The organism is Haloferax sp. DFSO52, from assembly GCF_048158745.1.
Taxonomy (GTDB): Archaea; Halobacteriota; Halobacteria; order Halobacteriales; family Haloferacaceae; genus Haloferax.
In genome coordinates, this window is sequence record NZ_JBLOPB010000004.1 from 114,141 (window position 1) to 133,160 (window position 19,020).

18 protein-coding genes are annotated in these 19,020 nt (G+C 61.7%); 9 read left to right on the forward strand and 9 right to left on the reverse strand.

The features are described from left to right. Positions 1-11: 11 nt before the first annotated feature. The 3 genes from ACK3SC_RS17900 to ACK3SC_RS17910 all read right to left on the reverse strand — a co-directional run bounded on the left by ACK3SC_RS17900 (position 12) and on the right by ACK3SC_RS17910 (position 3,089). Positions 12-956, reverse strand: coding sequence for an NAD-dependent epimerase/dehydratase family protein (locus tag ACK3SC_RS17900; RefSeq protein WP_416841727.1), 945 nt, complete (start codon positions 954-956; stop codon positions 12-14). A 110-nt stretch (positions 957-1,066) separates the two neighbouring features. Beyond that, positions 1,067-2,761: a thiamine pyrophosphate-binding protein gene (locus ACK3SC_RS17905; protein WP_416841611.1), complete on the reverse strand. Its 1,695-nt coding sequence runs from the start codon at positions 2,759-2,761 to the stop codon at positions 1,067-1,069. Between the two features lie 7 nt (positions 2,762-2,768). After that, entirely contained in the window at positions 2,769-3,089 is a 321-nt protein-coding gene (locus ACK3SC_RS17910) for an EthD domain-containing protein (protein ID WP_416841612.1), read from the reverse strand. A gap of 122 nt (positions 3,090-3,211) precedes the next feature. Between ACK3SC_RS17910 and ACK3SC_RS17915 the strand changes: the two genes are divergently transcribed. Then, entirely contained in the window at positions 3,212-3,976 is a 765-nt protein-coding gene (locus ACK3SC_RS17915) for an IclR family transcriptional regulator (RefSeq protein WP_416841613.1), read from the forward strand. A gap of 678 nt (positions 3,977-4,654) precedes the next feature. Here ACK3SC_RS17915 and ACK3SC_RS17920 read toward each other — a convergent pair. Both ACK3SC_RS17920 and ACK3SC_RS17925 read right to left on the reverse strand, forming a co-directional pair. Continuing rightward, a complete protein-coding gene (locus ACK3SC_RS17920) occupies positions 4,655-5,467 on the reverse strand; it encodes an enoyl-CoA hydratase/isomerase family protein (RefSeq protein ID WP_416841614.1) in 813 nt (270 codons plus the stop codon). Further along, positions 5,464-6,348 carry a 3-hydroxyacyl-CoA dehydrogenase family protein gene (locus ACK3SC_RS17925; RefSeq protein WP_416841615.1) on the reverse strand — a complete coding sequence of 295 codons (885 nt, stop codon included), beginning with the start codon at positions 6,346-6,348 and terminating at the stop codon, positions 5,464-5,466. The genes ACK3SC_RS17920 and ACK3SC_RS17925 overlap by 4 nt, the downstream gene beginning before the upstream one ends. Before the next feature lie 85 nt (positions 6,349-6,433). Here ACK3SC_RS17925 and ACK3SC_RS17930 point away from each other — a divergent pair, with 85 nt between their 5' ends. Continuing rightward, complete coding sequence (locus ACK3SC_RS17930; RefSeq protein ID WP_416841616.1) at positions 6,434-7,588, forward strand: thiolase family protein; 1,155 nt, start codon at positions 6,434-6,436, stop codon at positions 7,586-7,588. A gap of 11 nt (positions 7,589-7,599) precedes the next feature. On the opposite strand, the gene ACK3SC_RS17935 is transcribed toward ACK3SC_RS17930, so the two are convergent. Then, on the reverse strand, positions 7,600-9,024 hold the full coding sequence (locus tag ACK3SC_RS17935; protein WP_416841617.1) for a zinc ribbon domain-containing protein: 1,425 nt from the start codon (positions 9,022-9,024) through the stop codon (positions 7,600-7,602). After that, positions 9,021-10,184, reverse strand: coding sequence for a thiolase domain-containing protein (locus tag ACK3SC_RS17940; RefSeq protein WP_416841618.1), 1,164 nt, complete (start codon positions 10,182-10,184; stop codon positions 9,021-9,023). Before ACK3SC_RS17940 ends, ACK3SC_RS17935 begins: the two co-directional genes overlap by 4 nt. 66 nt (positions 10,185-10,250) lie before the next feature. On the opposite strand from ACK3SC_RS17940, the gene paaK reads away from it, so the two are divergent. After that, positions 10,251-11,576 (forward strand): phenylacetate--CoA ligase PaaK, encoded by a 1,326-nt coding sequence (gene paaK / locus ACK3SC_RS17945; protein WP_416841728.1) that lies wholly within the window; start codon positions 10,251-10,253, stop codon positions 11,574-11,576. A gap of 96 nt (positions 11,577-11,672) precedes the next feature. Here paaK and ACK3SC_RS17950 read toward each other — a convergent pair whose 3' ends face one another. Continuing rightward, positions 11,673-12,080, reverse strand: coding sequence for a PaaI family thioesterase (locus ACK3SC_RS17950; RefSeq protein ID WP_416841619.1), 408 nt, complete (start codon positions 12,078-12,080; stop codon positions 11,673-11,675). A gap of 94 nt (positions 12,081-12,174) precedes the next feature. Here ACK3SC_RS17950 and ACK3SC_RS17955 point away from each other — a divergent pair, with 94 nt between their 5' ends. After that, positions 12,175-12,645: a MaoC/PaaZ C-terminal domain-containing protein gene (locus tag ACK3SC_RS17955; RefSeq protein ID WP_416841620.1), complete on the forward strand. Its 471-nt coding sequence runs from the start codon at positions 12,175-12,177 to the stop codon at positions 12,643-12,645. A 5-nt stretch (positions 12,646-12,650) separates the two neighbouring features. On the opposite strand, the gene ACK3SC_RS17960 is transcribed toward ACK3SC_RS17955, so the two are convergent. Then, on the reverse strand, positions 12,651-13,139 hold the full coding sequence (locus ACK3SC_RS17960; RefSeq protein WP_416841621.1) for a VOC family protein: 489 nt from the start codon (positions 13,137-13,139) through the stop codon (positions 12,651-12,653). Positions 13,140-13,192: 53 nt separating this feature from the next. Between ACK3SC_RS17960 and ACK3SC_RS17965 the strand changes: the two genes are divergently transcribed. The 5 genes from ACK3SC_RS17965 (at position 13,193) to ACK3SC_RS17985 (ending at position 19,010) form a co-directional block, all read left to right on the forward strand. Then, entirely contained in the window at positions 13,193-14,197 is a 1,005-nt protein-coding gene (locus tag ACK3SC_RS17965) for an LLM class flavin-dependent oxidoreductase (RefSeq protein ID WP_416841622.1), read from the forward strand. A gap of 168 nt (positions 14,198-14,365) precedes the next feature. Next, positions 14,366-15,550 (forward strand): ABC transporter substrate-binding protein, encoded by a 1,185-nt coding sequence (locus ACK3SC_RS17970; RefSeq protein WP_416841729.1) that lies wholly within the window; start codon positions 14,366-14,368, stop codon positions 15,548-15,550. Position 15,551: 1 nt separating this feature from the next. After that, positions 15,552-17,528 (forward strand): ABC transporter permease, encoded by a 1,977-nt coding sequence (locus ACK3SC_RS17975; protein WP_416841623.1) that lies wholly within the window; start codon positions 15,552-15,554, stop codon positions 17,526-17,528. After that, complete coding sequence (locus ACK3SC_RS17980) at positions 17,521-18,285, forward strand: ABC transporter ATP-binding protein (protein ID WP_416841624.1); 765 nt, start codon at positions 17,521-17,523, stop codon at positions 18,283-18,285. The genes ACK3SC_RS17975 and ACK3SC_RS17980 overlap by 8 nt, the downstream gene beginning before the upstream one ends. Continuing rightward, positions 18,282-19,010: an ABC transporter ATP-binding protein gene (locus tag ACK3SC_RS17985; protein WP_416841625.1), complete on the forward strand. Its 729-nt coding sequence runs from the start codon at positions 18,282-18,284 to the stop codon at positions 19,008-19,010. The genes ACK3SC_RS17980 and ACK3SC_RS17985 overlap by 4 nt, the downstream gene beginning before the upstream one ends. Positions 19,011-19,020: the final 10 nt, after the last annotated feature.

Sequence of the window (19,020 nt, forward strand, 5' to 3'; positions counted from 1 at the left end):
GACGTGTCCTGTCAGACGGGGTCCAGTCCGTTTTCCTTGCGAAGGACGTTGATGTAGTCGCGGAACCCGGTTTCGAGGTCGTACTCGGGGTCGTATCCGAGGTCTGCTTGCGCCTTGGTCATGTCAAGTTGTTGCGTCCACGGAAGTTCACCTTCGTCGGAGACGGTGAGGTCTGCGTCAGGAATGATGTTCTTGACCGCGTCTGCGGCCGCTCGAATCGTCGCGAGTTCTCCCCGGACGTTGTACACGCGCTGTGTGAGGTCGTCGTCGGGGGTGAACGCGGCTTTTCGGAACGCCTGTGCGATGTCGCGGACGTGTTGCCAGTCGATAATCTGGTCGCCGTACTCGACGCTGAACGACTCGCCCAGTGCAGGCTTCTCGACGATGTTGGCGAGGAACGCCGACCCACCGGTCTCACGGTAGGGACCGTAGGCGACAGTCGGGCGAATGGCGACGTGCGAGACGCCGAAGTCCTCGTAGTAGACGCGTGCCTGGTGTTCGTTGTACTCTTTCGTCGCCCCGTAGAGGGTGTCGGGGTAGACGAGGTCGGACTCGGTGACGAACTCGTCGCCGTAGTTCGTTGGCGGTGCGTACACCGCTGCGGACGACGCCCACGCGACGCGTTCGACCTGGTCCGAGAGGGTGCGTGCCGCCTCGAAGACGTTGTTCGTCCCGGTGACGTTCACCTCGAGAGCGGCGCGCGGATTCGCACGTGCTGTCGTCGTCAAGAGCGCTGCGAGGTGGATGATGTGGGTCGTTCCGGTCTCTTTGACCGCTCGAATCACGTCCGTCGAGTCGGTCACGTCGCCACGGCGTATCGTCACGTCGTCGGCGATGCCGAGTTTGTTCAGGATGCGCGGGTCGGTCGAAAGGTCGTAGGCCACCACGTCGTGGCCCGCTTCTAGTAGGTCGAGTGCGACGTACGAACCGATGAATCCAGTACCACCGGTGACCATCACGGTCGATGCTGACATGCTACATAGGTCTACCACCGGGTGAGAAAAGTGTTTCCCGCGCCGACACGGGTTGCCAGCACGCGTTGTCAGCACGCGTCGGCCGTCTCGTCTTACTCGTGGAGGCCGCCGACCGACGCGTAGAACGACGACTGCAGCGTCTCGGCCATGTTCTGGTCCCGGTCGATTCGTACGTCGATGACCGTTGGGAGGCCGCTCCCCTTCGCATCGGCGAGTGCGTCACCGAGTTCGCCCGGCGTCTCGACTCGGATGCCGTTGGCACCGAACGCCTCCGCGACGCGCGTGAAGTCAGTGTCGTGGAACTCGACGCCCGAGATGTCGTCTGGCCCGTGTTGCATCTGTCTGACCATCCCAAGACTGGTGTCGTTGAGGACGACGAACGTCGGCGCGACATCGTGTTCGACGGCTGTCTCCACGCTCGTCATCGTCATGGCGAACCCGCCGTCGCCAGCGACGCCGACGACGTGTTTGTCCGTCGCGAGCGCCGCCGAGACTGCGGCGGGCGTCGCCCACCCCATCCCGCCGACGCCGCCCGACCCGTAGTAGGTCTGAACGGCGGGCACTTGCAGGTAGTTGAGGAGCCAGAACCGATTGTTCCCCGAGTCTGCGGTGACGATGGTGTCCTCGTCGACGATCCGTTCTATCTCCTTGACTGCCCGTTGCGGGAGAATCGGTGCGGCGTCTGACTCACACTCGGGCGCAGTGAACGACTCGCGGGCCGTCTGGGCCCGGTCTGCGGCCCAGTCGGTTTCGTTGCCGCCGGATGCGACCAGCTCTCGGAGCGATTCGGCGGCGTCGCCGATGAGTCCGACGTCGGCGGGGTAGACCCATCCAGCGTTCCGGGGGTCGATGTCGGCGTGGATGATGGTCTGTTCGTCGGGGCGGATGAACTCGGGTGCCTGCCAGTTGGTGTCCATCGGATTCATCCGACAGCCGACGACGAGGAGGACGTCCGCCTCGCTGACGAGTTGGTTCGCTCCTTCGTGACCGAACGACCCGATGACGCCGCCCGCGAGATGGTGTGTCTCGGGGAACGTCGATTTCCCGAGATACGACGTGACCACGGCGGCGTTGTACGCTTCGGCAGTCTCCTGTAGTTCGTCGTAGGCTCCGGACGCGTGGACGCCGTTTCCGGCGACGATGACCGGCCGCACAGCACCTTCGAGTGCCTCGACTGCAGCAGCCACGTCCTGTGGTGTCGGTGCCGCTTTCCACGTTCGCGTTTGCGTCTCCTCGTCCCACACAGGGGGGAGTACGTCGTCGGAGTAGTCACGGGTGATGGCGTCGCCGTCGAGGATGACTGCCGTCGGGCCAGGCCGTCCGGCGACGGCGTGCTTGAACGCGAGTTGGACGCTCCGAATCGTCTCTGTCGGCGTCCGCGGGAACCAGTGTTCCTTGGTGACGGCGTCGAGTATCTTCGGGAGTTCGAGTCCTCCATAGTCGCCGCGAGATTGTTGATACGGCGCTATCGTCGAGTAATTTCCGCGTTCCGACGCTTCGGTAATCGCGACCATCGGTGACGAGGCGAGACGGGCTTCCATCTGTCCGATGAGACCCAGACTTCCCACCCACGGCCCCTGGCCGGCGAGCACGCCCGGTTCGCCGGTCAATCGCCCGTGCATCTCCGCCATGACGCTCGCTTCCCGTTCGTCGCGTGGCCGGACGAGTTCGATAGTCGACTCGGGGAGGTCGTCGAACAGTTCGATGACGCGACCGCCGGGGTAGCCGAAGATGCGCTCTACACCGAGACGCTCCAGACTCTCGACGAGTCGTTCGCTGGTGTCCATCGCTCCGTCACGTCCTGTCGAGTTGCACCGTCTCATCGACGTAGAGGGTCGGTCCCTGCTCCATGTCGATGAACTGTGCGGCGTCGGCGTTGACGCGTTCACCGGTTTCCGAACTGAACGCTGTCTTCAACGCGTCCATGTCTTCGAAGTAGAGTTCGACGATGCCGTCGTACGACGACCGCTCCGGGTCCGTCGGGAGACTCGTCGAATATTTCTGGAGACCGGGCAGTTCTTTGGCGATGTCGGCGTGTTCTCCGGTCCACCGCTCGACGAACTCCTCGTGAGAGTAGTCCGGTTTCCTAACGACTAGATTCACCAATTTAATCATGCACGTCTGCTATCCCACGGGGGAGTACTTTGCTCTATCGCCGGCGCAAGCATTCGAATAATCTGAACACGTGTTCGATTAGTTCGAACAAATTTATGGGTACTGAGAACAGACGACACACGATGACCGACGAACAACGCCGCCCAGTAAAGACGGCGACGACGTCTTTCGCAATCCTCGAACGGCTGAAGGAACGTGGTCCGCTGGGACCGACGAAACTCGCCTCCGAACTCGGGTTAGCGAAGAGTACGGTTCACAGACACCTGAAGACGCTCGAACAGGAAGGGTTCGCCGTCCCGGACGACGGTGGATACAGGGTCGGTCTTCGAACGCTCGACCTGGGAATTTACGCCCGGAACCAACACCAACTCTACGAGGTTTCGCGCCCCAAAGTCGACGAACTCGCCGAAGAGACGGGCGAAAAGGTGTGGTGCGTCACGGAAGAACAGGGACGCGGATTCCACCTGTACGGCGCTGCCGGGAAAAACTCGGTTCGGACTCCTGCCCGAGAGGGGACGATTTCCTACCTGCATCAACTCGCCGCAGGGAAGGCCATCCTCTCGGAGTTGCCAGACGAACGCGTTATGGACATTATCGACCAGCACGGACTGCCGGCAAAGACGGCACAGACGATAACGGAGCCGGAGGAACTCCTCGGAGAGTTGCGCACAGTTCGCGAGCGCGGGTTCGCACTCAACCGTGAGGAAATCGTCCCCAAACTCCACGCTGTCGGTGTCGCTGTCACTGACCAGGACGGATACCCGGTCGGCGCAATCAGCATCTCTGGGCCGTCTAACCGCCTCAAAGGAGAGCGACTGACCGTCGACCTGGCGAACCTTCTGCTCGGCGCGGCCAACGAAGTCGAAATCAATCTCAACTTCTCCTGAGCGACTCGGCGTGCTGGGCCTGCTCGCTAACTGGGCCTCATCCGGTCTGATTCACGTTCTCGAACGCTTGTTCGAATAACTCGAACCCACTACGCTCGTGGTTCCCCCTATATATTCAGCTATTCGTGCCCAAAACGGCTTGAAACCATTGAATTCACCAAGTACAAGGACATTTTCTCTGTTCGAATAATACGAACAGATTTTAGACAAACAATTGTGAAGAATCTCGCTGCATAGACACACCTGTCTGACAATTACGAGCCTACATATGTAATGTATACCAGCGCATCTGTCGCCACGTTCCCAGTGGCGTTACACTGGTACGCATGTAAGGAACGTTCACCTTCTCCTGACGGCGAACTCACCGCCACTGCTGCTCTGTGTACTCCGAGTAGCGATATGTGGTTCTCGACGGGCACTGCCCCTCGACCGATAGTGTCACTTGGTCGAACTGTCGTTCTATTAGTGCGTACCAGTGTTCTGTTGTTACGTACTCTCGTTCGAATATACGGAACATAATTACTGTACTCCACTCGCTCGTCACCGGCAAAATGCTCACACTGAGCAGGAAGTAGCGTACTATTCCGGAAAAACGCATCTAATTTCCAGAATATTTGTGCGATGAGAGACGCTCGTTCCGTTCGACCCCGGTTCGAAAGCGTTCGAACTGCTCGAACGCTACCGTTCGTGCCACTCCGGCTCTCGGTCCTCGAAGAACGCGTCGATTCCCTCGTTCTTGTCGGGGCCTCCGAAGAGCTGTGCGAAGAGTTCTGCTTCGTACTCGATTCCCTGTTCGAGGTCCATTCGGGACGCTGCTTTGACCGCCTTCTTGGCGAATTCGAGTGCCACAGGGCTCTTCGTCGCCATCATCTCTGCGAGTTCGTACACTCGGTCGTCGAACTCGTCGTCACCGTACACTTCGTCTACGAGGCCGATGTCTGCCGCCTCGTCAGCGGAGATGAGTTCGCCCGTGAGGATGAGTCGCATCGCGTTCCCCTCTCCGACGAGTCGTGGGAGACGCTGTGTCCCGCCGCCGCCGGGCATGATACCGAGATTTATCTCCGGTTGGCCAATCTTCGCTCGCTCGTGTGCGATTCGCACGTCACACGCCTGTATCAGTTCGCACCCGCCGCCGAGGGCGTGACCGTTGATACGCGCGATGACGGGTTGCCGCAGGTCGTCTACGTACTCGTACACGCGTGGGCGCTTGCTCGCTTCACGCTGTTCGAGCATGTCTCGTTCGCGCAGTTCCGTCACGTCAGCGCCAGCGACGAACGCTTTCGCCTCGTCCGAACCGGTGAGGACGACGACGCGCACGGGACTGTCTTCGATCGCGTCGAGGACGCGCTTGAGTTCGGCACGGAGGGTCGCGTTGAGCGCGTTTCGCGCATCCGGTCGGTTCAGGGTGACCGTCGCGACACCTTCGACTCTGTCGTCGACGGCGACGTCCACCGTCTCACACTCCGAAGCGATGGATTCGACGTCGTTCATCGGCTCATCACGTCCTCGCTCACGCCGACTATCTCACCGTCTTCCCAGACGTAGAACCCTTCGCCAGCTTTCTTGCCGAGCTTCCCGGCGCGGACCTTCCGCTTGAGAATCTGCGGCGGGCGGAACCGTTCTCCGAGTTCTTCTCGGAGGTACTCCAGAATCCCGAGTCGAACGTCGAGTCCGACAACGTCACCGAGTTCGATTGGTCCCATCGGGTGATTGTAGCCGAGTTCCATCGAGGCGTCGATGTCTCGTGGAGAAGCGACGCCCTCTTGAACCATCCGCATGGCCTCGACGCCCAGTGCGACGCCGAGACGCGACGACGCGAATCCGGGTGAGTCACCGACTTCGATTGCGGTCTTGTCGATGCCATCGACGTACGCTGTCGCGAACGACAGCGTCTCTGCGTCGGTCTGTTCTGCGACGACGACTTCGACCAGTCCCATGATGTGAACGGGGTTGAAGAAGTGGAGACCGATACCCCGTCCGGGGTCGTCGAGGGCGCTCATTATCTCTGTCACGGACAGCGATGAGGTGTTCGAAGCGATGACCGTCTCGTCACCGACGAGTGACTCTACCTCGCTGACGGTGTCTTGCTTGAGACCCATATCTTCGGGAACCGCCTCGACGACGAGGTCAGCGTCGACGACGGCCGCCGAGAGCGACGTCGTGCCAGTGATTCGGTCGAGCGTCGCCTCCATTTCTGCCGGCGTCACCTTGTCTCGGTCGACACCTCCTTGCAAGTTTCGCTCGATTGCGTCGAGCCCGTTCTGGACGTATTCGTCTTCGATATCCCGCATCGTCACCTCGTGGCCGGCCATGGCGGATACCTGGGCGATTCCGTGCCCCATCGTTCCCGCGCCGAGTACACTAACGTGCATTATCACAACTGGACTCGGGAACCATCATAACCGTTTGCCTCAGTTCTGACGAAGGTTCAAGACAGATGGTGCCACACACCTCTGTATGAGCGGTTCCAACGAGCGAGCAGTCGTCGTCGACGCAGTGCGAACGCCGCAAGCGAAGAAAGATGGCGGCTTTGCGGACGTCTATCCGGAAGATTTGGTCGTCTCGGTTCTCGACGCTCTCGTCGAACGAACCGGTGTCTCCCCCGAAGAGTGGGTCGATTTCCGACTCGGGTGTGCGAACCAGGAAGTCGAACAGGGACGGAATCTCGCGCGCCAGTCACTGCTGGCCGGTGGATTCTCAGAGGATGTTCCGGGGGCGACGCTATCTCGGCTCTGCGGGTCCTCACTGACGACGCTCAACGATGCTGCACGGGCAGTCGAATCTGGCGATGGCGACGTCTATCCCATCGCTGGCGTCGAACACATGTCCCGTGTTCCGTTCTCCGATTGGCTTCACCCTGCGTTGAAATCGCGATACGGCGATGAGTCGTCTCTCTCGATGGGGATGACTGCGGAGACGGTTGCGCGTCGATACGACATCTCCCGCCAAGACCAGGACGCGTTTGCACTCCGGTCTCACGAGCGAGCAATCATTGCACGTGACGCAGGCAGATTCGATGCTGAAATCGTCACCGTCGAGACGCCCGATGGCGTGGTCGAACAGGACGAAGGACCACGCGAAGACACGTCGATGGAGGTTCTCGGATCGCTCCCCACGGTGTTCGCCGACGACGATGCAGCGTCTGTCACCCCCGGGAACGCCTCTCCGCTGACCGACGGCGCAGCGGGCGCACTCGTGACGGCAGAGTCGTACGCCGACGCTAACGACCTACCAGTGCTCGGGCGTGTCGTCTCGCGTGCTGTCGTTGGCGTCGATCCGGAGGTCATGGGCATCGCCCCGGTTCCTGCGACGCGCCTCGCACTCGACAAGGCCGGGTTGACGCTCGACGACATGGACCTCGTCGAACTCAACGAGGCGTTCGCCTCACAGAGTCTCTACTGTACGCAGGAACTCGGTATCGACGACGAGAAGGTGAACGCCAACGGAGGGGCAATCGCCCTCGGCCACCCACTCGGGTGTTCGGGCGCGCGCATCGCGACCACGCTCCTCCACGAACTCGACAGACGTGAGGGCCGGTACGGTCTCGCGACGATGTGCGTCGGATTCGGACAGGGCGTCGCCACGGTGTTCGAGCGACCCGAGAAACAGTAAGAAATCGAAGCCTACCGGTCTGCTGCCGTCGGAACCACTTTGAACCCGTAGCGAACGACGCCTTCCTGTTCGTAGATGCGGCGGGGAACCGCCCGGACACGTGCGCCGATTTCGGGTGTTCCGACGGGTGACTCGACCACTTGCGCGGGCACGCTCACCGATTCCTCGCCGTCTGGCCCGTCGAACGCGACGACTGCCACGGCGAACGACCCCGAGCGCTGTTGTTGTTCGACGAACTCGGGTGGGGCACCGCCTTGTCCGATTCGCGTCGCTGCCTCGACGGTGCCGTCACCCGAGAGGGTGGTGTCGTCGTAGCCGTCGAGCGACCCACACTGGACACACGCACCCTCAGGGGGGAACGCGAGCGCACCACAGTCGCGGCAGCGTCCAGCGACGAGTCTGTGGCGTTGCGGAATGGTCTGTCGCCACGTCGGGACGCTCACGTACGCACCACCGCCTTCGGGTTCTTCGCCGGTGATGGTCCCGCGCCGGCGAAGTGCTTCGGCGTAGGAGAGTTCGGTGTCACCGTCGAGAACGACACGAGTTGGCACCGCGGTGTCTGTAGACAGTGCGACCGCCGTCGCACCTGCCCCACCGCCGTAGCCGACGAGGAGGACCGACGTTGCACCGTCTTCGAGTGCCGATGCGAGTCCGAGAAATGGCCCTGCGGCACCGGTGTCTCCGGTTTGCGAAACGACGGTCCCTGCTGCGATTTGCCCTGTCGAGACGCCGAGGGCACGCGCAGCGCGGTACGAGAGTTTCCCATCCGGCGACGTGAGTGCAACTGCATCGACGTCGGAGAGTTCTGCGTCGAGGGCTTCGACGGCACCCGCGAGTACCGACGTGTATGCATCGCGTTCGTACTGTGTGATGCCGATAGACTCCGTCTCGGCGGAATCGCGTCGGCGGAACCGGGTCCCGGGGTAGGCGTCTCCGTACTCACCTGTGGCATCGATGGTGAGAGGGCCGTCCTCAGAGAGAACGAGTGCAGCAGCGCCCGCCCCTGCTCCTGCCCCTTCGTCGCTTTCGGGACTCCCTTCAGGGCTATCCGCGACCACGACGAGTGCGGGTCCGGGAACGTCGAGCGTCGCTGCGAGTGCGACAGCACCCGCCCGCGTTCCACCGCCGTATTGTCGTGTTATCGTCGTCGAGGAGAGACCGAGCAGTGACGCGAGGCGGGCCGTCGCCTCTTCTTCGTCGTTCGGTGGCGTCGTCGTCGCGAACGCCAGATGTTCGACGTCGTCAGGGTCGACGTCGGCAGCGGTGAGGGCTCGCCACCCTGCTTCCGTAGCCATCGTGAGTGTGTCTTCGTCCGCGTCGGGAATGGCCATGCGTTCGACGCCCGCAGCACCGCCCTTGCCCCACGCCTCGCGGTACGCGTCTGCGGGGAGGTACAGTCGGGGCACGTACGCACCGACACCCGCGATACCGTTCATAGCACCCCTCCTTCGAAGACGTGAACGACGGCAGCACCGCCCGACCCACCCACGTTGTGCGTCAGGCCGACCGTCGCGCCCGACACCTGTCGGTCGTCGGCGTGGCCCGTAAGTTGCTTGAACGCCTCAACGACCTGTCCGGCACCGGTCGCACCGATTGGGTGTCCCTTCGATTTGAGGCCACCCGAGGGGTTGACGGGTAAGTCGCCGTCTAACTCGGTCACGCCGTCGTCGACGAGTTTGGCTGCACCGCCCCGTTCACAGAACCCGAGGTCTTCGTACGCGAGGAGTTCTGCGATTGCAAAACAGTCGTGGACCTCGGCGAAATCGATGTCGTCTGGTCCGAGTTCCGCCATCTCGTAGGCTGCCTCTGCCGCCCGCGCAGAAGATTCCACAGAGGTGTAACTGTCGCGCTGGAAGAGACCGACGCGTTCAGACGCGGCACCGACGCCCGCGACGCGAATCGCATCGTCACAGGTACTCGCCACGTCTTCGCTCGCGACGATGACCGCTGCGGCACCGTCGGAGGTCGGACAACAGTGATAGAGGTTCAGCGGGTCGGCGACGACGGGCGCGTTCTGTGCGTCTTCGAGCGAACATTCGAACCCGAGGTGTGCCTTCGGATTCTTCGCGCCGTTCGAGTGATTCTTGACGGCGACTTTGGAGAAATGGTCCGGTGACGCGTCGTACGCATCGAGATACGCAGACGCCATCTGCGCGTAGACGCCGGAGAACGTCGTTCCGGTGAGCCGCTCCCATTCCGTCTCGCCACTCACACCCAGCCAGTACTTCGCCACGTCGCCGCTCATGTCGGTCATGACCTCGTAGCCGCCGGCGAGGGCAACGTCGGCCATGCCGCTCTTGACTGCCTGGACGGCCTGTCTGACCGCATACCCACTCGCGGCACAGGCGTTTTCGAGCCGCGAACAGGGGATGCCGTGGATTCCGACGTGTTCGGTGACTGCTGGTCCAGAGAGCCCGAGTTGTCGCCCGCCGACGCCGAGTGACCCAACGACTGCCTCGTCGATGTCGGTTGGGTCGACCCCTCGTGCGCTGTCCATCGCCTCCTCGTAGGCCGTCGCGAACAGCGACCGGTAACTTTCGTCTGGGAACGCGCCATAGGCTGACTGGCCCGCACCGACGATGTACGCATCTCGCATGATAGTCGCTTGCATGTCCCCTGCGAAATAAGTTCGCTTCCGAGTGGCGTGGTAGATGACCGCATCATTTTTATCATATTCTATCATCGGGTTCGATTGTACATGGTATTCGATAGCATGGAGACTGCCTCACGGGACGAACTGCGTGAGGTCCAAGACGAGCGGGTACGGGAGATGGTGGAAATTGCGTACGAGAACGTCGACTACTACCGTGAGCTGTTCGACGACGAGGGGCTCACCCCCGACGACATCCAGAGCGTCGATGACCTCTCGAAACTGCCGTTCACGACGAAAGAGGACTTCCGCGACAACTACCCGACCGGGATGTTCGCCGTCGAGATGGAAGACGTGATTCGTATCCACGCCTCCTCCGGAACGACTGGGAAACCGAAAATCGTCGGCTACACTCGCGACGACCTCGACGTGTGGAGTAAGGCAGTCGCTCGCTGTCTCGTCGCCGCCGGTGTGGGGCCGGACGACATCGTCCAGAACGCCTACGGATACGGTCTCTTCACTGGGGGTCTCGGCCTCCACCAGGGCGTCGAGGAACTCGGGGCGACGGTCATCCCGATTGGTGGCGGCAACACCCAGCGCCAGGTCGAGATGCTCGCCGACCTTGGCAGCGACGTCATCTCGTGTACGCCATCGTACGCGCTCTACCTCGCAGAAGTCGCCGAAGACATGGGGTACGACATTCGTGACCTCCCTCTGCGCGTCGTCATCTTCGGTGCCGAACCGTGTACGGAACCGATGCGCAATGAAATCGAAGAACGGCTCGGCGTCACTGGCGTGGACATCTACGGCCTCTCCGAAATCGTCGGCCCCGGCGTCTCCATCGAGTGCGAACAACAGGAGGGACTCCACATCTGGGAAGATTACTTCTATCCCGAACTTATCGACCCAAACACCGGTGACCCAGTTGAACCGGGACAGGAGGGCGAACTCGTGTTGACGACGCTGTCGAAACAGGCGCTTCCAGTGCTTCGGTACCGCACTGGTGACCTGACGACGCTGAACTACGAGACGTGCGACTGCGGTCGCACCGCTGTCCGAATGGACAACATCACTGGACGGTCGGACGACCTCATCATCGTTCGCGGAGTGAACTTCTACCCGAGCGAAGTCGAGTCGGTCGTCCTCGAGTTCGACGAAGTCGCACCGCACTACCGCATCGACATCAGTCGCGAGAACAACCTCGATAAGTTGAAAGTGACCGTGGAAGTCGTCGACGAGTTCGACGGGCGTATCAGCGACCTGAAGAGTCGAATCACCAGCCGTCTCTCGAACGTGCTCTCCTTTACGCCCGACGAACTGAACCTCGTCGAGTACGGGAACATCGCACGGACGGAAGTCGGCAAGGTCCAGCGTGTCTACGACCACCGCGGGCAGTAACCCTCGTCTCGTTCTCCTGTCTCGGTCGCAGTCGAATTCGGTCGTTCGACTGTCGTCGAGTTTGCTGGTTCGTATGCGGGCGTTCCCGTCGCCCCGTCAGCGGCCGGGTTTGTACACTCGACCGCGGAACGTGGCGATTCGCTCACCGGCGTCGTCGGAGACCACCACTTCGTACTCGGCGGTTCGCCCACCGAGGTGTGTCTCTTCGGCGACGGCGCGAATGGTGTCTCCCACGTCGGCCGCGGCGAGATACGAGATGTTGGTCTCCAGTGCGAACGCGGCGTCACCGTGACTGTTGGACGCCGCCGCGAACGCCGCGTCGGCCAACGAATAGACTGCTCCGCCGTGTGGCGTCCCGTGGAAGTTGAGGTGGTTTTCATCGATGGTCAGCGTCGTCTCGGCGTACCCCTCGTCGAGTTCGGCGAGTTCGATACCGACGCGGCCACAGAACGGGTCGTTCGACGCACGGTCACGTATCTCTGCGTGGTCGTCTCCTGCTGGCATGTGAACACACTCACCGTCACCAGTCAAGTAGGCATCGACTGTCAGAAACAATAACTATGTAAAATACTTTATCCAATGGGAGAGACGGTTGGATATGGCATACAGTTACGAGCCGCACTACTTCGAGGACTTCGTGGAGGGCAAAGAGTTCGAGAGCGTCGGTCGGACCGTCACCGAGGCAGATTTCATGATGCACTCGGCGTTGTCGGGCGACTGGACGGAACTCCATACCAACAGCGAGTACGCCGAAGACACGCAGTTCGGCCAGCGTATCGCCCACGGGCCGATGACGTTCGTTCAATCGACCGGGTTCGTCTACCGGTCGGGTATCGTCGAACGCACGGCCATCGCCTTCCTCGGCATGAACTACATGGACCTCCCCAACCCTGTCTTCATCGGCGACACGCTCTCACAGACGATGGTCGTCACCGAGCAGAAAGACCTCAGCAGTCGTGACGACGCTGGACTCGTCGTCATCGACGTCACCATGACCAAACAGGACGGAACCGTCGTCCTCGAAGGCGACATGAAGTTCCTCATCAAGACGAAAGCCGGCGAAGAGTAAGCGGTTCACCGAGTTTTCAGCGATTCGCCACGCACGTAGAGTGCGTCGGCGTCCCCCTTCTCGTCGTAGTCGTCGTGATACTCCATCAGTTGGAACAGCGCGCCGGTCGGATTTCGTGGTGAGACGAACGCTTCAGTCCACCCGTCTTCGACAGCATATCCGACGACGCGTTCTCCCGCCCCCTCGAGTGCCGTGATGGCCGCGTCGATGTCGACGACTTCGAGTGTGACGTGGTGGAGCCCAGGCCCGTGGTCGTCGAGGTACGACGTGAGGAACGATTCGCCTTCGACCGGCGCGATGAGTTCGAGGCGCGAGGCGTCGCCGAGGCTGTACGTCGCCCACTCGAAGGTTCCGTCCGTGACAGTCTCTCGGTGGACACACGCACACCCAAGTGCGAGCAGCGTCGCTTCCGCGTCGTCGATGTCGGTCACTGCGATTCCCACGTGGTCGACGCGGGCGGGTGGCATCTCCGTCTCGGTTCGGTTCGTCGCCATGCAACACCATCACCGGTCCGAACTATTAAGAGTCGAGGTAGAGACTCACTGGCATGGAAATCGGGACCGGCCTGTTCACGTGTCAGCGGCGGCCAGACGACGACCGACCGATGTCGGAACTGTACGAGGAGATGTTGACACTCGGGCGGGCAATCGACGACGCGGGACTCGCGAGCGCATGGGTGTCTGAACATCACTTCATGGAAGATGGCTACCTCTCTGGGACGATGCCGGCGCTCGGTGCACTCGCCGCAGTGACGGAGAACGTCGAAATCGGGACGTGTATCGCACTCGCACCGCTGTACGACCCAATCCGACTCGCAGAAGACACCGCGACCGTGGACCTCCTCTCTGGCGGCCGGACGACGCTCGGACTCGCCATTGGGTCGAACCCGCGCGAGTTCGACGCGTTCGACGTCCCGCGTGACGAGCGCGTCGAACGACTCGGTGATACGGTCGAACTCCTCCGCGATGCGTGGTCTGCGGGGCCCGTCACACACGAGTCGCCGTTCCACGAGGGAGCGTCGGGCGTCGATATCACGCCGAAACCGTCCCGAGACGTTCCGATTATGCTCGGCGGGGCAGCCAAACCCGCAGTGCGTCGGGCGGCTCGAACTGCAGACGCGTGGTGTGCCCCCTCGTCGCTCTCGATTGGCGGGCTGAAGAAACGCGTCGACGACATCAGGAGCGTCCGCGAGAACGAAGGACTCGACGGGGAGTTCACCATCTACGTCTTGCAACACGGGTTCGTCGCCGACTCCAAATCGGAGGCGTGGGACGCGATGAAAGACGGATATCTCTACATCCAACGTCGGTACGCGGAGATTTTCTCCGGGGAAGCGGTGACGGAACTCTCCGACGAGCGGCGAGCGGAACTCAAAGCGCAGGCGATATTCGGCACACCAGAACAGGTCATCGACGAACTCGAACAGTACCGTGATGCACTGGGTGACGACATCCACTTCATCCTCCGGACGTACCACCCCGGTATCGGTACCGACCGGATGGTCGAGTGCATCGAGCGACTCGGAACGGATGTCATTCCGCACTTCTCCTGACAGATACCCACTGAACCCGCGTATTCTTGTTTGCACGCTAACGCAAACATTTAAACGTGAAGGTTATCATGTTACTCATGAACATACACCATGAAGAGAGAGGATTATTCTTCGAACGATGGCTACGGCCCTCGTTCGTCCAGACGGAGGTTCGTACAAGCGGCCGGGTTGGCAGGGGTTGCTGGACTAACCGGGGCAGCGGGGTGTCTCGGTGGTGGCGGTGGCGGTGGGACGAACGCGATCACCTACGGGGTGATCAGTCCGATGACTGGGCCGTACGGTGGGTTGGCAGTCGGGCAGCGAAACGGGGCAGAACTCGCTATCAAGCACGTCAACGAAAACGATGACCTCGACGTCGAGATTACCGGCGTCTACGAGGACACCGAAGCCGACCCGTCGACTGGGCGACGGAAGGCGCAGTCTGTCGTCGAACAGGACGGCGCGTCGTATCTCATGGGTGCAATTTCGTCGAGTGTCGCTCTCGCACTCAACGAATTCGCGAAGGAACAGGAGATTATCTACAACCCCGGTGGCGCGGCCGTTCCTATCACTGGGTCGAACTGTAACGAGTGGGTGTTCCGCGCGGAGACCAACACCGCTCAGATGGCCGAGGCAGTCTCCGACTACACCGCAGAGAACCTCGGAACGAAAGTGTGGTTCCACATCGCTGACTACGCGTACGGTGAATCGGTGATGTCCCGCGTCGAAAAGCGGATGAATGACGGACACGACATCGAAGTCGTCGGCCGAAGTCGTTCACAACTGGGGTCGACCAACTTCAACTCCTACATCAGCCAGATAGCCAACTCCGACGCCGAAGTCGCCGTCCTCGGGATGACGGGTGGTGACCTCATCAACTTCGTCAAGCAGGCGGCGAGTCAGGGGCTCAAAGAGGACGTGAACCTCATGTCTCCGACGATGACGTTCTCTGTCGTTCGTGGTGCACTCGGTGAGGCGGCCTATGGAACCTACGGGGGCGTTCGATACCTCCCGACGCTCGAAACGGGTGACAACCAGTCGTTCGTCGAAGCATACCGGAGTGAGTACGACGCCGACCCGGACAACTTCGCCCGTGCTGCGTACATGTCGATTCGGATGACTGCTCGCGGTATCGCGGAAGCAGATTCGACCGACCCTGCGGAAGTCAAAGACGTCCTCCCCGGACTCGAGATGGACACCATCCTCGGCCCGAACCAGTTCCGCGACTGCGACCACCAGGCCATGAACCCGGTGTGGCCGGGTGAACTCGTCGCTCCGGACAGCGGCAGCGGACCGGCAGCGGTCCAACTCGGTGAGATGATAGACGGCGTCGACGCCTTGCCAGACTGCGGCGAACTCGGCTGCACCCTCTAGCATGTCGGTCGCCAGTGCTGTCGCAGAGCAGGTCCTCAACGGCCTCGTCGTCGGGATGGTCTACGTCCTCCTCGCGGCGGGGCTGTCCATCATCTTCGGCGTGATGGACGTCATCAACTTCGCCCACGGCGAACTGTTCGCACTCGGTGCGTACTTCGCGTTCGCCATCGCCGGGCCACTCGGTGGTGCCGGCTTCTGGGTCGCTCTCGTCGTCGCGCCACTCCTCGTGGGTGTCGTCGGCATGGGTATCGAGCGACTCACAGTGAAACGGCTCTACGGTCGCGACCCACTGTATCACATCTTGTTGACCTTCGGGCTCGTCCTCATCATCAACGACCTCATCACGTCGGTGTGGGGCAAGTCTGCACAGCCGTTCCCCATCCCGGCAATTCTCGACCAGCCTGTCGCGCTGTTCGGCTTCAACTACTCGCTGTACAACTACGGTATCATCGTCTTCGGGTCGGTGCTCGCCCTCGCGACGTGGCTCCTCCTCAACCGTACCCGCTTCGGGATGATCATCCGTGCCGGGTCGGAAGACCGAGAGATGGTCCGCAACCTCGGTATCAACATCGACCGATACTACACGCTGACGTTCGGGTTCGGGGCGGCACTCGCCGGCGTGGCGGGAATCGTCCTCGGCGCGTTCCAGAACGTCAGTCCCACGATGGGGTCGAGCGTCATCATCCCGGCGTTCGTCATCGTCGTCCTCGGTGGCCTCGGGTCGTTCAGAGGTGCGGTCGTCGGCGGCCTGTTCGTCGGTCTCGTGCAGACGTTCGCACGAACCTACACGCCGTTTCTCGAAGGCCTCATCGTTTTCCTCCTGATGATCGTCGTCCTGGTCGTCCGTCCCACGGGACTGTTCGGAACGAACATCGGTGCCGGTGAACACCACGACGGGGCACTCCTCCACGGCGCACGCGGCGGCGTACTCTCGTCGGAGACGCGGGCGAAACTCGGGTACGCCGCCGTCGGCGTGCTCGTCCTCGTCCCGTTCTTCGCAGAACTGACGGGTGTCACCTATTCGGTCACGCTCCTCGAAGACATCCTCATCTGGGCGCTGTTCGCGCTCAGTCTGGACCTCGTCCTCGGATACGCGGGACTCGTCTCGCTCGGCCACACCCTCTTCTACGGTGTGGGTGCGTACGCGTCGGTGCTGACGCTCATGCACCTCTCGCCGTCTGTGTTCGTGGCGCTTCTCGTCGCAGTCGTCATCTGCGCTATCATCGCGTGGAGTGTCGGCTATCTCTCGATACGAGTGTCCGGCGTCTTCTTCGCCATGATTACGCTCGCGTTCGCAGAGTTGTTCTACAACGCCGTGTTCAAGTTCGACTTCACCGGCGGGTCTGACGGCCTCTTCGGCGTGGACGTGTTTTACGGCCTCGCTGGAATCGGCATCGACCCCGGGGAGTTCGAGATCCCGCTCGGCTTCCTTACCATCGACGGTGGGATGGTCCAGTATTACTTCCTCCTCGCCGTCGTCGTCGGGTCGTACCTCCTGGCGCGTCGTCTCATCCGCGCACCCTTCGGGTCGGTCCTCCAGGCGATTCGCGAGAGTGAAGAGCGGGCCTCGTTCATCGGATACGACGTCACGGCGTACAAACGACGAGCGTTCGTCGTCTCCGGAGGCCTCGCTGGTCTCGCCGGGGGGCTGTTCGCCGCCAACAACGGGTACGTCGCGCCGTCGTTCCTCCACTGGATCAACTCCGGCGAGGTCATCGTGATGACCGTCCTCGGCGGCATGGGGACGCTCTACGGCCCGATGATCGGCGCGGGCGTCTTCGTCGCCGCAGAGGACATCCTCTCGTCGTACATCGACCAGTGGCAGCTCGTTATCGGCGTGTTGTTCGTCCTGTTCGTCATCTTCGTCCCCCGAGGCCTCGTGTCGCTCCCACAAACGATTGCCGAACACCCGATGTTCGAATCTGCGGTTCGTGACCGTACCAACGTACAAGACGCGGAGGTAGAACGCCATGACTGACTCCATCCTCAAGACGCAGAACCTCACGAAAGAGTTCGGAAAACTCGTCGCCGTCGACGACGTCAACCTCGACATCGAACGCGGTGAGTTCCGCAGTCTCATCGGCCCGAACGGGGCTGGCAAGACGACGACGTTCAACCTGCTGACAGGAGCGCTTCGACCGACACACGGGACGGTGACGTTCAACGGTGAAGACGTCTCGTCGCTCCCGCCACACCAGCGTGTCCGACGTGGCCTCGGCCGCTCGTTCCAGATTACGAACGTCTTCTCGGGGTTGACCGTCCGTGAGAACGTTCGCCTCGCTGCACAGGCCGCACGGCACGAGGGGTTCACCCCCGTCGAGGAGTACCTCGAACGAAAAGACGCGTTCGACGACGTGAACGAACACACCGACACCGTCCTCGAACGGTCCGGACTCCTCGGCAGGGGCGACGAACTGGCAGACGTCCTCGCGTACGGTGACAAACGTCGTCTCGAAATCGCAATCGTCCTCGCGACGGACCCGGAGATGGTGCTCCTCGACGAACCGACTGCCGGCATGAGTGCCGAAGAGACGCGGGCGACGATGGACCTCATCGACGAGGTGCTCTCCGACCGGACGTTGCTCCTCATCGAACACGACATCGACCTCGTGATGCGCGTCTCCGACCGTATCACCGTCCTCCACAGAGGTGAGGTCCTCTCCGAGGGGACGCCCGAGGCAGTCTCTGAGGACCCCGAGGTCCGCGAGGCGTACTTCGGAGGTGTCGAAGCGTGAGCGACGACGCGCTCCTGTCGGTCCGTGACCTCGTCTCGGGGTACGGGTCGACGCGCGTTCTTCAGGGAATTACCCTCGACGTCGAGCGCGGGTCCGTCGTGACGCTCATCGGGCGCAACGGCGTCGGGAAGACGACCACGCTCCGTACCATTCTCGGCAGCGTCGAACCGACGAGCGGCTCGATCTCGTTCGGAGGGGAAGACATCACTCACCTCTCGCCGGAGAAGACTGCTCGTGAAGGTATCTCCCTCGTCCCCGAAGAACGGCGCGTCTTCCCGGGACTGACCGTCCGCGAGAACGTCGAAATCGGTCGTATCGGTGGCCGACAGGACATCGACAAACCCGCTGTCGACGAGATAATCGACGAGTTCGAGAACCTCGCACGTCACCGCAACAGTAAGGGTGCGAACCTTTCGGGTGGCGAACAGCAGATGCTCGCTATCGCCCGGGCACTGGTCTCTGCGCCCGACCTGTTGATGCTCGACGAACCGACCGAGGGGCTCGCACCCGCTATCGTCAAACAGGTCCAGCGGAAAATCAAACAGTTGAACGACGACGACGTCACGATCCTCCTCGTCGAACAGAACGTTCAGGTGGCGCTCGACGCAGCAGATTACGTCTACATCCTCGACAAAGGTCAGGTCGTCCACGAAGGAACTGCCGACGAGGTTGCCGCCTCCGACGAGATTCTCGACCGGTACCTCGGCGTCTCTGCCGCCGAATAGCCATGTCGTG

Bases quoted from the DNA above. Each gene is read 5' to 3' on its own strand.
- ACK3SC_RS17900 (WP_416841727.1), bottom strand. From the start codon at position 956: ATGGTCACCGGTGGTACTGGATTCATCGGTTCGTACGTCGCACTCGAC.
- ACK3SC_RS17905 (WP_416841611.1), bottom strand. From the start codon at position 2,761: ATGGACACCAGCGAACGACTCGTCGAGAGTCTGGAGCGTCTCGGTGTA.
- ACK3SC_RS17910 (WP_416841612.1), bottom strand. From the start codon at position 3,089: ATGATTAAATTGGTGAATCTAGTCGTTAGGAAACCGGACTACTCTCAC.
- ACK3SC_RS17915 (WP_416841613.1), top strand. From the start codon at position 3,212: ATGACCGACGAACAACGCCGCCCAGTAAAGACGGCGACGACGTCTTTC.
- ACK3SC_RS17920 (WP_416841614.1), bottom strand. From the start codon at position 5,467: ATGAACGACGTCGAATCCATCGCTTCGGAGTGTGAGACGGTGGACGTC.
- ACK3SC_RS17925 (WP_416841615.1), bottom strand. From the start codon at position 6,348: ATGCACGTTAGTGTACTCGGCGCGGGAACGATGGGGCACGGAATCGCC.
- ACK3SC_RS17930 (WP_416841616.1), top strand. From the start codon at position 6,434: ATGAGCGGTTCCAACGAGCGAGCAGTCGTCGTCGACGCAGTGCGAACG.
- ACK3SC_RS17935 (WP_416841617.1), bottom strand. From the start codon at position 9,024: ATGAACGGTATCGCGGGTGTCGGTGCGTACGTGCCCCGACTGTACCTC.
- ACK3SC_RS17940 (WP_416841618.1), bottom strand. From the start codon at position 10,184: ATGCGAGATGCGTACATCGTCGGTGCGGGCCAGTCAGCCTATGGCGCG.
- ACK3SC_RS17950 (WP_416841619.1), bottom strand. From the start codon at position 12,080: ATGCCAGCAGGAGACGACCACGCAGAGATACGTGACCGTGCGTCGAAC.
- ACK3SC_RS17955 (WP_416841620.1), top strand. From the start codon at position 12,175: ATGGCATACAGTTACGAGCCGCACTACTTCGAGGACTTCGTGGAGGGC.
- ACK3SC_RS17960 (WP_416841621.1), bottom strand. From the start codon at position 13,139: ATGGCGACGAACCGAACCGAGACGGAGATGCCACCCGCCCGCGTCGAC.
- ACK3SC_RS17965 (WP_416841622.1), top strand. From the start codon at position 13,193: ATGGAAATCGGGACCGGCCTGTTCACGTGTCAGCGGCGGCCAGACGAC.
- ACK3SC_RS17975 (WP_416841623.1), top strand. From the start codon at position 15,552: ATGTCGGTCGCCAGTGCTGTCGCAGAGCAGGTCCTCAACGGCCTCGTC.
- ACK3SC_RS17980 (WP_416841624.1), top strand. From the start codon at position 17,521: ATGACTGACTCCATCCTCAAGACGCAGAACCTCACGAAAGAGTTCGGA.